Here is a 12,076-nt window from a genome sequence, read left to right on the forward strand (position 1 = left end):
TATTATTAGCATGTTGTAATATAAAAATCCAGCGGAAAACGGAACAGACAGAAAGAGAAAGCGGGGAATAAGGAAAAGGAAAAATAGCATGCCAAGACGACCAACGGAAGACAGTTTGAAAGTGCGGGCTCTGGCGAAAGCTCACGGCAAAACGGAGCGCTGGGCCCGGAAACAGCGGGAAAAGAACACGCCCATGTGGCAAGAATTCTGTGAAGGGAAACAGGTGGTCAGCCCGGCAAAACGGGAAGACGCCCAGGAAAGAACGGATCTGGAAAAAGCAGAACTGATTTGCACGGAAGCCTGGGCCGCATGGCAAGGAATGAACGGATTGCTGAACGCGGCCCTGAAAGATCCCGGCAAGCAGGATATTATTCCGTCCCTAGCCCGCGCCACCAGGGAATCCCGGAAACAATGGGAAGATGCCACCAAGCACCGGGAAGCGCTATTGCGTGCGGCGGGATTATGGATCCCGGTGGAACGGGTCATGGCAATCCGCACACACTTGAAACCTCTTGGATCCGTCATTGAAAAGCTGGAAGTGAACATTGCGGGCCGCCTGTCTCCGGAAAACCGGCATGAATTTTATCAAGCCTTTGAAACCGCCATGCCGGAATGGAACACGGGAATCCGAAAAATGGATGAATATATCACAAGCCTGTTGCCATGCTAGAAGATCTCCTATTTCAGCCACGGGGAAGTGTAGTGGAATGGGTAGAACGGGAATTGAGGCTGCCGCGGGAAACCTCCCCCAATGCGCCGGGCCCCGTGTCCCTGGATCGTCAGCCTTACATGCGGGAACCGCTGGAATGCCTACGTAATACCCGAATTGAACACTTGTATCTGGTTTGGGCAGCCCAAACCGGAAAAACAACGCTGGATCTCCTGGCCCTTGCCTATTTATTGGAACACGATCCCATGCCCTTGCTATGGGCCCTCCCATCCGATAATCTGGCCGCGCCCTTTTCCCGCAACCGCCTTCAGCCGTTTCTGAAAGCAAATCCCTGCCTGTCCCGGCATATCCTCCGGAATCCCGCATCTTTTGCCCCGCTGGAAATGACGCTGGACAATATGCCGATCTACATGACCGGCGTGACCAGCCCGGCCCGTCTGTCATCCCGGCCCATTGCTTACGTTATCCAGGACGAAGAAGCGAAATTTGAACATATCAACAAAAAGGAAGCGCATCCGTCCGCCCTGATCGAAGAACGTACAAAAGCCTTTCCCCGGCGGTTGATCATCCATAGCAGTACACCGAACGTTGAAGATGAACCCTACTGGCAGGGCTACAGCCTGACGGATTGCCGGGAATACTTCATGCCCTGTCCCCATTGCGGGATGTGGATCCGGTTTGAATTCAGCCGGACAACGCTGGTTTGGGACGGAGACAGCCTAGAAGAGATTGAAGCCAGCGCCCGCTATGTCTGCCCGGATTGTTCACGGCCCATTTATGACGCACAAAAAATAGACATGATGCAGGCGGGCGAATGGAGGGCCACCAATGAAGCCGCGCATCCGTCCCGGCGCGGGTATCATTTGAATTCGCTTTATTCCCCTTTCGTCTCCTTTGGTCAGTTTGCCCGTAAATTCGTAGAAAGTTCCCGCGCCCTTCTGGCGCAAATGGAATTGCAGAACTTCCGGAATTCCTGGGAAGCCCTGCCTTACTCAAAATATCAGGTTAAAGTGAAAGATCAGGCTGTGGAAGCCCTGAAAACTACCGCGTACCGTCGGGGAGAAATGCCCCCCGTGGAACCGCTGTACCTGGTGGCCGGCTATGATCCGGGGGAACTACAAACGCATTGGGTTGTTTGCGCCGTGTCAGCCGGCGGGGAATTATGGGTTATCGACTGGGGAACCATCCTAAGTTTCCGGACGGAGGGAGGCCGGAAAGGCGTTGCCGCCCATTTCCCCGGATTGCAGTATCAGGCCGGGGATCAGATCTTTCAGCCGGCGCTGGGATTAGTAGATTCCGGCTGGAGCGCGGAAGCGACCTATACGGAATGCGCCCTGATGCCCGGCCAGCTTTATCCAACAAAAGGATCCGCCGCGGGTTTTGGCGTCTGGAATCGCACGGATTTGAAAACGCATCCGGGCCTTGAACTGTACACCTATCAGGACCGGGCCGCAAAAATCGAACTATACGCCGAACGCATTGCACACGGACGCGGCCCTGGGCTGCACCTTCCGGGGAACGCGGATCTGGATCTGATCAGGGGATTGAGCGGGCAAGTACTAGAAGAGAAACCCGGCAGCCCCAGCCAATGGAAGAAAATTGCCGGAGACCACTATGGCGACTGCGTGAAGCTCTGCATGTTTTCCTGGTGGGTCCTGAAATCATCCGTCCCGGATCCCGAACCGGAAGAAGAGAGAGAAAGAGACGGCGGGGAATAAGGTATGAGCGGATTTTCTCAAGAAAGTTTAGATGCCCTGGCGGAGACTTACAGCCTCCAGGAACTCAAGGCCAAAAGAAAGGAAGTAGCGGACAAGCTACTTGAACTTGACATGATCACATCCGCCAGCGGGGGCGGCGGCAGTAGCTACAGCCGGCAACAACGCATGGACGCGGAAAGCCTACTGGCCGCCCTGAACATGGCGATCAAGGCGAAGACGGGGCAATCTCCGAATCCGGGACAAAGCGTTACTATTGTGGGATTTAAGAATACAGATTATTGACATGAAACGACGCAAGAGAAAATACAAGTTACGCATGAACAAGGCAGATTTGGGCTCCATGCCGGAGGCCCTGAACCAGCCCCGCACCCTACCCCCTCAAATGTTCGGAGGCATCCAGGGCGCCCTGCCCTGGGCTAACGGCATGTTGTACTGGCCCACGCTGGATGACGCCGCGGAAATGGATGATTATGACCGGGCCGCCGTCATGCGGGCCGCCCGTTACCTGTACAAAAATTCAGGAGTAATCCGGAAAGCAGTCCGGGACATTTGGCTATTGCAGGGCTGCCTGATGCCTATTCCTACGACGCAAGATCGGGACTGGAACCGGAAAGCCCGCGCGGCCTTTCTGGCGCGGGTGGCCAGCCCCGCCGCTTTTGACGTTACGGGAAAATTATCCTGGAAAACCATGCAGGCATGGGCCGAAAGGAAAACCAGCATTGACGGCGATTGCCTGTGCGTTCTGGCCCGCGGCCTGGACGGCGGGGGAATGGTGGCCTGGTACAGCGCGCCGAAGATAATCACCCCGCCGGGACTGGGTAAAGAAGACGGCTGGAACCAGGGAGTGAAAACAAACGCACAGGGGCGCCCGGTTGCTTATGGACTGGAAACGGCGCCGGGCCGCTGTATCGTCATCCCCGCCGGCTGTGCCATCCTGTACCAGCGGGATCCGGATCCGGCGGTTCCACGCGGGGAATCAGATCTAATCCACGCCATCCGGCACGGGGTGGATATTGCGGAAATACATGGCTTTACAAAAGCAAGCGTGAAACTGTCCGCCGCCGTGGGATTTGTCGAAACGAAAACGGAGGCAGACAAGGCCCCCGGAATGGCCGCCGCCATTGGGGGCAAAAAGAACCCGGGCTGTGACGAAAAGCCGGAAAATCCGGCGCAATCCTTTGAAGTCGTCACCGGCGGCGGGGCCCGTGTAGTCAGCCTTGCCCCAGGGCGGGATCTGAAAGCCATTTATGACCAGCGGCCATCCCCCAACGTAGCCGCCTTCATCCGCGATTTGCTTGCGGAAATCGCCTACGGCGTGGGACTGGACGCAGAAGTCCTCTATGACATCAACACGTTAGGAAGCGCGGCGGCCCGGCTGATCCTGTCAAAATTGCGGCGCTGGATCGACGAACGGAAAGACGCGCGGGAAGTGTACATGAACCGGATTTACCGGCATATAGTAGCGCTGGAAATGGAGGCGGGGCGCCTCCCCCGCTGTAAAGATCCCGCCTGGGAAAACGTGTCCTGGGTGGGTCAGCGTGATTTGACGATTGATTTAGGCCGTGAAGGGGGCCTGGCAATCAATCTGATCCGGGAAGGACTGGCGGACGCGGACCGCTGGACGCTCGCCACGGAGGGCATGACCGCGGAAAGCATTTTGGACCGCCGGGCGGATTTGTTGCGCCGGGCTCATGAAATTGCCGAATCCTCCGGCATCCCCATCACGGAACTTTTGCCTGGCGCCATCGGCTCCACACATGCGGCCCATGACGTTCACCCAGGCCCGCCTCCGGAAGACGATGAACCGGAAAATGCCGGCAACGGGGAAAAGAGCAAAAGAGACGGCGGGGAAAATATATAGGGAAACCTGTATTATATCATGAATAGAAAAAAAACATACCAGTTGCCCATGCTGACCATGCAAGCCGGAACCTCCGGCGCCGTGGCGGTAGTGGACGTTACCGGGGTTATTGGGTGGGATGACGCCCAATGCCTTGAATTTGCCGATAAGCTGAAAGCCGCCGCCAATCAGGGCGCGTCCAGCATCACCTTGCGCGTCAACTCGCCCGGCGGGGACGTTTTTTCCGCGTTGAGCATGTATGATGCCATCCGGTCATGCAAGATGCCTGTCCGAGCAGAAGTCCATGGCCTGGCCGCCAGCGCGGCAAGCCTGTTGTGCATGGCCGCCGATACGGTAGCCATGAGCGAAAGCGCTAAATTCATGGTGCATCAGCCCTATGCGGGCGTTTGGGGGAACCCGGATGAAATCATGAATTATGCGGCCATGCTGATCAAGGAACGGGAAAAAATGTTCGGCATTTACGGCGAAAAATGCGGGAAATCCTGGGAACAGGTCAGCAATGACCACAAGGCAAGCGTCTATTACAGCGCAGCGGAAGCCATAGCTTACGGCTTTGTGGATGAAGTCATCCATGACGACGAAAGCGCCGGAAACGGTGAGGATGAAGAAGAAAACGCCGGAGACGAAGACGACGAATCCACATCCACCGCGGAAACCGGCAACAATGACGAAGAAAACGACGAAAGCCCTACAGGGGAAGAAGGGGAAGACGAAGACGAGGAAACCGCCCCGGCGGCAGGCATGACCGGAAGCCGCCTGAACCTGAAAAACGCCGCGGGGGCCATCTGCATGCGTATTTTTGGCCTTACGGGATCCGGGAAGAAGAAGGATCCCTTGAAAGCGCTGAAAACGCAGAACAGCCGCCTAGCCGCCATGAACAAGGGCCTGAAGGCCCAAGTGGCGAAGCTGAAAGCCGCCCAGGATCAACAGGCGTCAATCACGGAACAACTGGTGGAAAAACAGGTTACGGCCAGATTGGCGGCCCTGAATATTCCCGCTTCTGATCTACCGTCAGCCACGGAAACCGAAATGACCGCCCCGGCGCAAACGGTAGCCCTGCCCGCCAGCCGGGAAGAATTCATGGCCCTGTCCGTGGATGACCGCCTTGCCGTCACATCCGCCCATCCGGAGGCCGTGAAAAAATGGCTTTGAGCGCGATTGAGATTCCTACGTCCCGGCCCGTCAGACCGGTGAATCAACCAAGAAAGAAATCATACGATGCCAACTCTTTACGGTACAACGCCGGAATTCGGGATCAAAAACAGCGAATCCGGGATCCTTGTCGAAAGCATGAATTTTGACGGGTCCATGGAGAAATACGAACAGAAGGATCATATGGGAAAAGTCATTGGTGTTTACATCATTGACGAAAAATTAGGCTTCAGCATGTCCGGCGCCCTCCCCCTGGGAGGGGATTATACGCTGACCATGGGAAGCACCCTTCTTTTGAACAATACCATTCCGCCCATTTGGAACAACACGCCAAAAGCCACAACGGTATTCATCGAGACTGTCAAGCGCAGCATGACCAACACGGGCCCCGTGAAACTGGACGTAAGTGGAACCGTTTATGCGTTCGGAAGCGCTTCTTCCGAAGAATAACAACATATTAACATTCAACTATTAGAAAACAAAAAACATATGACTATCGCCAATAAAGGAAACAAGCCGTTTAATATGAAGGATCTGTTCCCGGTCACGAATTTGACCGATCAGAAGCCCAGCATGCACATGACGGAAAACACGAACAGCATTGCCGGCCTGGGCTGGAAAACTGTTGCAAGCAAAAGCCTTGCCGCGGTAAGCGAGGTTTTTGCCCCGCTGGACCGTTATACAACGGACTACACGGACGAAATTGTGACTTTTGGGCCAGGGCGGGCCGTCACGCTAACCATTGAAATTGCCAGGGAAGTAGGGGAAGCCCTCAAGAACCCGGAAGATTGGAACGTTTCCGCCGTCAAAACGGATGCCGTCAGCATTGAGTGCAACCGCTACAGCCGCCCGTTCCTGGTCACGTCCTATGACATGGCCGCCGGAAGCCGCCTGGAAGGGAAGCTGAACAAGGCTATTGAAACCGTAGCCAAGGCCGTCCTGAAGGACTTGCACACGCAGATCAAGACCGCCGCGCCGGAAGTAATTTCCGGCGTGACGCTGGAAAGCTTCACGCCGGAATACGTGGCAACCGTGCTTTCCGGACTGATCATCCCGGAAGTGTCCGCCCTGACGGTGAATCCCACCTACCACGCCAAGCTGACGCCTTATAACGCGGACAGCCTGAAATTGGAAACCGGCGTGTACGGGATTGGCGGCATTTACAAGGCTACCGGCCTGGAAGCCCTGTCTGACGATAAAAAAACCATTGGATATATGGGATATGAAAATGCCATCGGCATCATCAGCCGCCAGCCCTTGATTCCCACCGAAAACGGCGCCATTTTCGTTTCCGAACTGGGCAGCGTCGGAGGCATCAAGCTTTACCTGAAACAATGGGTTGTGCCTGGGATGGAAGGGGTTATGCACTCCGTAGAAGCCGCCGTGGGAACCGTTGTGGCCCTGCCGGAAAATCTGCGGTTGTTGAGTACCGCCGCCGCGGCATCCGGAACCGCGTCCGAAAAAGACGCCGGAGAAGAAGACCCCGCGGCATAACCTGTCCGGTATTTGTTGAACTATGGGCCGCCGTCGGAACCGTGCAAACGTCCGGGCGGCGGCCCTTTTTCCGAAATTATCATCAATGAGTGTACGTGAGTTATTAACCGCCGGCGGGAATGACATGATCCGGGAATTGGGGGAACGTGTACGGCTGTTGCGCAAAGGGAACGTGTATGCGGATTGTTACGCCGTTGTTTCCCCCGCCGCCGTGGGGTACACCGTGGAAATTGGAGGCGCGGAAAAACAGGTTACGGCACATTGCATGTTGAGAGCCCATGACCTTCCCAAGCTTCCGCGGGCCGGGGACCGCCTCACCGTTTCCGCCCCGCTGGGGGATCAGCCGGTCATATATTATATTACCACGGTAACGAGCGGCAACACGGATCCTATGATCCACATGGATCTTGCATCATGAAAGTCCGTTCGGAATTCAACATGGCCGGCTTCACCCGGCTTTGCCGGGAACTGGAAGCCGGCGCCCAGGAAGCGGCCCATGAAGCCGCCCTGGACTATGGCCGGATTTTCACCAAAGCGGCTATTGACTGGACGCCGCCTTCAGGCGGGGGAAGAAATGGCGCCCGCGTCCAGGGAGCGGAAGCGAAAAACCGCCAGGAAACGCGGATCCGCTGGGATATTATGGGCTCTGAATTTGCCAAGCCCCGCTATTACCGTTCCCGCGGCCAACTGATGACTTATGACGACGGAGCGCACCATCTTTCCCCGTTCATGCTCGCGCGCCCTAAAGATCCCGTGCTGATTGTGGATCCGCGCACGCACTTGAAACGATTTGGGATGAAACGCGGGCGGAAGGGAATGAAGCTGGACTGGCACGGCCCGCGGGCCTGGACGACAAAACAGGCCCTGACCGCGGAATATAAGCGGCGCCTGGCCCGCGTGGGGCGCATGGCCGCCGGATGGATGGCCGGAGCGGTATTGAGCGGACGGAAAACCGGCATCCCCGCCTGGGTGAAACGCCACGGAACCGGCGGCGGGCGGGCCCGGCTGGTGAACCGCCGTGGAAAGTGGGAAATAATCATTACCAATTCCACGGCCTACCACCCAAATATGAACTTTATTATCAATCAATTACTTGATGAAGTAGTGAAAGCCAAAATACGGAAGCGGGATGAAAAAGTGAAATCATGGCTGCTGAAAAAGGCGCAGCGCACCATGAGGGGATAACCGGAAACATATCATGAAATCATGATACCTATTTTCAAAGCAGGCGATCCTTTAAGCGCAGGAAAATTCAATGCTCTTGGTGACAGCATCCGCCACCTGTCAGAAAACGTCAGCACCGCAGGGGAAATGATGGTTCCGCAGCATTTTGACGCCCTGCCCCTGCCGGAAATGGATTTTGCGGTCCTGTACCGGAAGGACGACGCGGGGGCCTGGGGCTGGTGTTGCCACCAGGGGCGCGTAATTGTTAAAGGAAAAGAATATGTTGTAGGGGAAAAAGAATGGACCCTGATTGCGGGCGATACCTACACCGGGGGGATCAAGCTTGTTGTCACGCTGGATGATGCCGGGGAATTTTCTTCCGGCGTGGTTCAGGAAGGAACCGCCACGGAAGGAAGTGGAACCTCCCTGGAATTTTCGTTGGCTAACATAGGGGATGAACTGGTTTGGCAGCACGCCGGGGGGCCTGTTTATATTATCCGCCCGGACGAAATTGTCATTAAAGCCGGGAAAGGAATTCAGGCGGAGGAAGACGAAGAAGACGGCGCAAACGGAAATAAAATAAAAACATGGAAGATCAGCGCCTTGATTGAAGACGCGAAAGAACCTTCCAGCGCGGACTGTTCGCTGATTTACGAAGAAAAGGAAGACGGCGGGAACGCTGATGGAGATCCTTATAAGCTTAAATTGTTATGTTCTTCTGACGGTTCGGTCAACATTAAGGATGAAGAAGGAAAACTGTCTTTGTCCGCCCAAAAAGTGGAACCTGGGGATGGCCTGGAATGGAAAAAGGACAAGGATCAGAACGGGAATGACATTGATACGCAGATTTTACAGATCAGGATTGATTCAACGGCGGTAGATTCCAAAACGCCGGGGGAAAATGGAAAATGGCCACTGTCTTTGTCAGTTTCTCCGGAGGGTTTGGCCGGGGAACTTGATTTAACGGTAGATACCAGCGTTCATGATTTAGGTGGAGGCGCTAAGGTAGGATTATCCACGGCGGCAGGGGCTCTTTCTCTTATAGTTACTCCTGGGGGCGACGCGGAAGAATTGAGTTTTCGCACCCCTTTGCGGAAAAATGGAAAATATGTGGTGCTGGATTATGAATCAAGTTGGTCTGATGCTGTCAACGGCGTGAAGGCAGGCTTGTTTATCCGGAATAATAAATTGGCTGTGGAGCTGTACGCGGAAACGGAGCCGGATGGCTCTGATAGTCTTATAAGCGATTCCTGGACCGCTCTTGTATGCGACAGCGACCATGCAATACGCCTGCACCGGGACGAAAACGGAAAAATCTATATCCAGCAGGGGGAATGGATTGTGACCTCCAAAATTTATTCACCGATAAATTAAATAAATGAACTACGCAATATTTTTATATCGAGACGATCACCAATGCTTGAAAATATGCATGGAACAAATACGGAGAATAGACCAGGCCGCCCAATTTTATTTATTTGATGACGCGGCGAAGCCTTTATTCCCGGCACAAGTCCCCACAGGAAATGATATATTTTACAAAATCACCTATTTTGCCCGCGGGGGGAACCTGAACGGCCTGGAATGCGTGCGCGGCATGCTGGGGTGCATGCTGGACATCCCAGGGGATGATCCGGTCATCAAGATTGACGCTGATACGTTGCTGATGGATCCGGCGGAAATCACGCGCAGCCTGAAAGACCGCGGAAAGGTGGCGGGAGGGATGCAATGCCGTGTGCCGCTTGCCTGGGCCGGCTGCTGCTACTGGATCACGCGTCCGGCCATCAAAGCCGCGCTGGAATTGCTGTCCCGGCGGGAATGGCCGGAAAATGCCCGTCAGGAATATCCGGAAGACCAGACCATTTCAAAAATTCTGTTATACCTGTACGGATCAGCCGGGGTGGACGTGCTGGAATTCCGGGGCGGGCGGCGTCTGATTGGCGTTCGGACGTGTGATCCGCGCGATCTGGCGGAAATCGCCCGCCTGGCGCGCGGCGGCGTGTGCGCGGTTCATTGCGGGCAAATGGCGTTTTATCATCCTATTGTGGAGCGTGACGGAGGGACGATCCGGGAAGCGTGCGCGCGGATCATGGAAGCCGTGCTGGAAGGGAAGCTGAAAGAGAAAGAGGGGATATAGTTATATGCGTGAAATAACCAATACCACATCCATTGTTTCCGGCGATCTGCCCCAGGCGGAAGTGAACGGTCTGAAAGTCCGGCCTGTCAGCCTGTCAAGCATGGCTATGCTGGAACTCCTGAATAACTCCTGCCTGACGCAACTGAACCGCCGCCGGGAAGGTCCATTGTTGGAAGACGGCGCGGAGCCTGCGGAAAATCCTCCGGAAAAAATGAGCATGTACGCCCTGGCGGAATTTGTCTGGATCCACGCGGCGCCGGAAGAAGACGTGGTGCGGCTGGTGGCCGGCGGCGGTTTTGACGATGCGGCAGCCATCCGCCGGGCCGTCCTGGCCTTTTCCGGAAAAGTGGGTTTTGGCGCGCTGGGGGAAATTGTGGCGGGCATGACGCGCGAAATGAACGCGATCATGTCTGCCCAGGCGGAGGGGATCAAGGATCCGGACGGAGCGCCCTCAAAAAACTAGCGGAGCCGGACGGGTGGGCGGGATTGATTATGATCATGGCCCGCGCGACCGGCTGGACGGAATACTATATCAAGCACATGCCGTTGAAAATCCTGCTCCAATACGTCCATGCGTGGCTGGTCCAGGAAGGCAATGCTACCCGCTGGGCCTATGCGGACCGGGCAAAACAACGTGCCATGCGTTTCCGGATTGCTGAAATCATCGAACAGGACAATTCATTTTTAGCTACTTATGGCGATTGAACAAGTACAGCGCAGTTATTGCGTAGTCAATAAAGGGAAAGGGGAGCCTGTCTCCGGGGGCTATACGGAAGAAACCTGGGAAGGAACCTGGGCTGAAATGTGCGCCTATGCGGACCGCCAATCAGCCGCCGGCGGGGATTTGTGGAATATCACAGCCACCGTTACCCGGAAAGCCGGGGATTTTGCGGAATGCCGGGTGCGCCGCCAGGCCATGGACGGGAAAGAAGAGGAAGAATTTGAAATGCCGGGAAGCACCCGTGAAAGCCCGCAGTATTCCCTTTCCGTGACTTGCGTGCCGCAGCCCATTTTAACGCACACCCTTGCGGAAAGCTATTCCGGGGAAACGCTGGACGCCCTGAAAAGGCTGGTGAACGGGGGCTGCATGGGGTCTTTGGTGGACGTAACCAAAGACGGGCAGCCATTGCAGCAAAAAACCATCAGAAGCATTCTTGGGGATGATAACAGTAAATTGATTGAAAAGATAAAAAAGGGCGTCACGAGCTTTTACAGCCCGCAAATTGTGCTGCAAGCCCGTTACAAAGTAACGGATCCCGGAACGATCAATTATCAGAAAGCATGCACGATTGCCGCGCCGCCGGGCCCGTTTGAATCCCCGTCCGGAAAATTCAACTGGCTGTGTATGGGGACGTCCGTGGAAGGATCCGGGAAGGAATGGCAAGTGACGGATTCCTACATGCTTTCCGGTCCGGACGGCTGGGACGAAGACATCTACGGCAAATAAACCATGAATACCGAAATTGTTGCACAAATTATTGCGGAGGCGCTTCAGGAACGCCCGGAATTCGCCGGCGTGCCTGTCTGGGAACCAACGGACGGCGAGAAGGAAGGGGACAAGGCCCTTCTGGTGAATGTAACTGGCGCGGATGAAATCATTTCCGGAAATTTCACCTACCAAATTTCCGGTGAAATCATGTACCGGCAACGGTACGCGGAAGCGGAGCCCGCCGCCCTGGCGCTGGACGTAACTGCCTTTTCCCGCGCCTGCGCGGAAGTCATGGCCGCGCTTGCCGGACGCCGGAACGGCCAGGACGCGCCCGCCGCCTGGGCAGTCCTGGGGGCGTCATCATCCCCCGCGCTTGCCGGCACATCGGAAACGTTCATGGTTTATAAGTGCAGTTACGAATTATTCATTCAATTTTAACAAATTATCAATA

Annotated in this window: 15 protein-coding genes; all 15 read left to right on the forward strand. The window is 55.4% G+C overall.

The window, feature by feature from the left end; genetic code table 11:
- Positions 1-88: 88 nt before the first annotated feature.
- The 15 genes from O4G22_RS11330 to O4G22_RS11400 all read left to right on the forward strand — a co-directional run bounded on the left by O4G22_RS11330 (position 89) and on the right by O4G22_RS11400 (position 12,063).
- Positions 89-670, forward strand: coding sequence for a hypothetical protein (locus O4G22_RS11330; RefSeq protein ID WP_306701823.1), 582 nt, complete (start codon positions 89-91; stop codon positions 668-670).
- Positions 664-2,388 (forward strand): terminase gpA endonuclease subunit, encoded by a 1,725-nt coding sequence (locus O4G22_RS11335; RefSeq protein WP_306701824.1) that lies wholly within the window; start codon positions 664-666, stop codon positions 2,386-2,388. Before O4G22_RS11330 ends, O4G22_RS11335 begins: the two co-directional genes overlap by 7 nt.
- 3 nt (positions 2,389-2,391) lie before the next feature.
- The gene (locus O4G22_RS11340; RefSeq protein ID WP_306701825.1) at positions 2,392-2,670 is read left to right on the forward strand and encodes a hypothetical protein; all 279 of its coding nucleotides are present in this window, start codon (positions 2,392-2,394) and stop codon (positions 2,668-2,670) included.
- A 34-nt stretch (positions 2,671-2,704) separates the two neighbouring features.
- On the forward strand, positions 2,705-4,249 hold the full coding sequence (locus O4G22_RS11345; RefSeq protein WP_306701826.1) for a phage portal protein: 1,545 nt from the start codon (positions 2,705-2,707) through the stop codon (positions 4,247-4,249).
- Positions 4,250-4,267: 18 nt separating this feature from the next.
- Complete coding sequence (locus O4G22_RS11350) at positions 4,268-5,401, forward strand: head maturation protease, ClpP-related (protein WP_306713888.1); 1,134 nt, start codon at positions 4,268-4,270, stop codon at positions 5,399-5,401.
- Positions 5,402-5,467: 66 nt separating this feature from the next.
- Positions 5,468-5,851 (forward strand): hypothetical protein, encoded by a 384-nt coding sequence (locus O4G22_RS11355; RefSeq protein ID WP_065529383.1) that lies wholly within the window; start codon positions 5,468-5,470, stop codon positions 5,849-5,851.
- A 39-nt stretch (positions 5,852-5,890) separates the two neighbouring features.
- Positions 5,891-6,895: a hypothetical protein gene (locus tag O4G22_RS11360; RefSeq protein WP_306701829.1), complete on the forward strand. Its 1,005-nt coding sequence runs from the start codon at positions 5,891-5,893 to the stop codon at positions 6,893-6,895.
- Positions 6,896-6,980: 85 nt separating this feature from the next.
- The gene (locus tag O4G22_RS11365) at positions 6,981-7,313 is read left to right on the forward strand and encodes a hypothetical protein (protein ID WP_131072323.1); all 333 of its coding nucleotides are present in this window, start codon (positions 6,981-6,983) and stop codon (positions 7,311-7,313) included.
- A complete protein-coding gene (locus tag O4G22_RS11370) occupies positions 7,310-8,080 on the forward strand; it encodes a hypothetical protein (RefSeq protein ID WP_306701830.1) in 771 nt (256 codons plus the stop codon). Before O4G22_RS11365 ends, O4G22_RS11370 begins: the two co-directional genes overlap by 4 nt.
- Before the next feature lie 21 nt (positions 8,081-8,101).
- Positions 8,102-9,433, forward strand: a complete 1,332-nt coding sequence (locus O4G22_RS11375; RefSeq protein WP_306701831.1) for a hypothetical protein — start codon at positions 8,102-8,104, stop codon at positions 9,431-9,433.
- Between the two features lie 58 nt (positions 9,434-9,491).
- Positions 9,492-10,196 (forward strand): hypothetical protein, encoded by a 705-nt coding sequence (locus tag O4G22_RS11380; RefSeq protein ID WP_131072326.1) that lies wholly within the window; start codon positions 9,492-9,494, stop codon positions 10,194-10,196.
- 4 nt (positions 10,197-10,200) lie between these two features.
- On the forward strand, positions 10,201-10,659 hold the full coding sequence (locus tag O4G22_RS11385) for a hypothetical protein (protein WP_306701832.1): 459 nt from the start codon (positions 10,201-10,203) through the stop codon (positions 10,657-10,659).
- Positions 10,660-10,694: 35 nt separating this feature from the next.
- Complete coding sequence (locus O4G22_RS11390) at positions 10,695-10,901, forward strand: hypothetical protein (protein ID WP_131072328.1); 207 nt, start codon at positions 10,695-10,697, stop codon at positions 10,899-10,901.
- Positions 10,891-11,643, forward strand: coding sequence for a hypothetical protein (locus tag O4G22_RS11395; protein WP_102758870.1), 753 nt, complete (start codon positions 10,891-10,893; stop codon positions 11,641-11,643). Before O4G22_RS11390 ends, O4G22_RS11395 begins: the two co-directional genes overlap by 11 nt.
- Before the next feature lie 3 nt (positions 11,644-11,646).
- A complete protein-coding gene (locus O4G22_RS11400) occupies positions 11,647-12,063 on the forward strand; it encodes a hypothetical protein (RefSeq protein WP_306701833.1) in 417 nt (138 codons plus the stop codon).
- Positions 12,064-12,076: the final 13 nt, after the last annotated feature.

The sequence above is a fragment of the Akkermansia muciniphila genome (assembly GCF_030848305.1).
GTDB lineage: Bacteria > Verrucomicrobiota > Verrucomicrobiia > Verrucomicrobiales > Akkermansiaceae > Akkermansia > Akkermansia muciniphila_A.

What these genes read in the sequence shown, in the direction of transcription:
- O4G22_RS11330 (WP_306701823.1), top strand. Translation starts at nt 89, where the DNA reads ATGCCAAGACGACCAACGGAAGACAGTTTGAAAGTGCGGGCTCTGGCG.
- O4G22_RS11335 (WP_306701824.1), top strand. Translation starts at nt 664, where the DNA reads ATGCTAGAAGATCTCCTATTTCAGCCACGGGGAAGTGTAGTGGAATGG.
- O4G22_RS11340 (WP_306701825.1), top strand. Translation starts at nt 2,392, where the DNA reads ATGAGCGGATTTTCTCAAGAAAGTTTAGATGCCCTGGCGGAGACTTAC.
- O4G22_RS11345 (WP_306701826.1), top strand. Translation starts at nt 2,705, where the DNA reads ATGAACAAGGCAGATTTGGGCTCCATGCCGGAGGCCCTGAACCAGCCC.
- O4G22_RS11350 (WP_306713888.1), top strand. Translation starts at nt 4,268, where the DNA reads ATGAATAGAAAAAAAACATACCAGTTGCCCATGCTGACCATGCAAGCC.
- O4G22_RS11355 (WP_065529383.1), top strand. Translation starts at nt 5,468, where the DNA reads ATGCCAACTCTTTACGGTACAACGCCGGAATTCGGGATCAAAAACAGC.
- O4G22_RS11360 (WP_306701829.1), top strand. Translation starts at nt 5,891, where the DNA reads ATGACTATCGCCAATAAAGGAAACAAGCCGTTTAATATGAAGGATCTG.
- O4G22_RS11365 (WP_131072323.1), top strand. Translation starts at nt 6,981, where the DNA reads ATGAGTGTACGTGAGTTATTAACCGCCGGCGGGAATGACATGATCCGG.
- O4G22_RS11370 (WP_306701830.1), top strand. Translation starts at nt 7,310, where the DNA reads ATGAAAGTCCGTTCGGAATTCAACATGGCCGGCTTCACCCGGCTTTGC.
- O4G22_RS11375 (WP_306701831.1), top strand. Translation starts at nt 8,102, where the DNA reads ATGATACCTATTTTCAAAGCAGGCGATCCTTTAAGCGCAGGAAAATTC.
- O4G22_RS11380 (WP_131072326.1), top strand. Translation starts at nt 9,492, where the DNA reads ATGGAACAAATACGGAGAATAGACCAGGCCGCCCAATTTTATTTATTT.
- O4G22_RS11385 (WP_306701832.1), top strand. Translation starts at nt 10,201, where the DNA reads ATGCGTGAAATAACCAATACCACATCCATTGTTTCCGGCGATCTGCCC.
- O4G22_RS11390 (WP_131072328.1), top strand. Translation starts at nt 10,695, where the DNA reads ATGGCCCGCGCGACCGGCTGGACGGAATACTATATCAAGCACATGCCG.
- O4G22_RS11395 (WP_102758870.1), top strand. Translation starts at nt 10,891, where the DNA reads ATGGCGATTGAACAAGTACAGCGCAGTTATTGCGTAGTCAATAAAGGG.
- O4G22_RS11400 (WP_306701833.1), top strand. Translation starts at nt 11,647, where the DNA reads ATGAATACCGAAATTGTTGCACAAATTATTGCGGAGGCGCTTCAGGAA.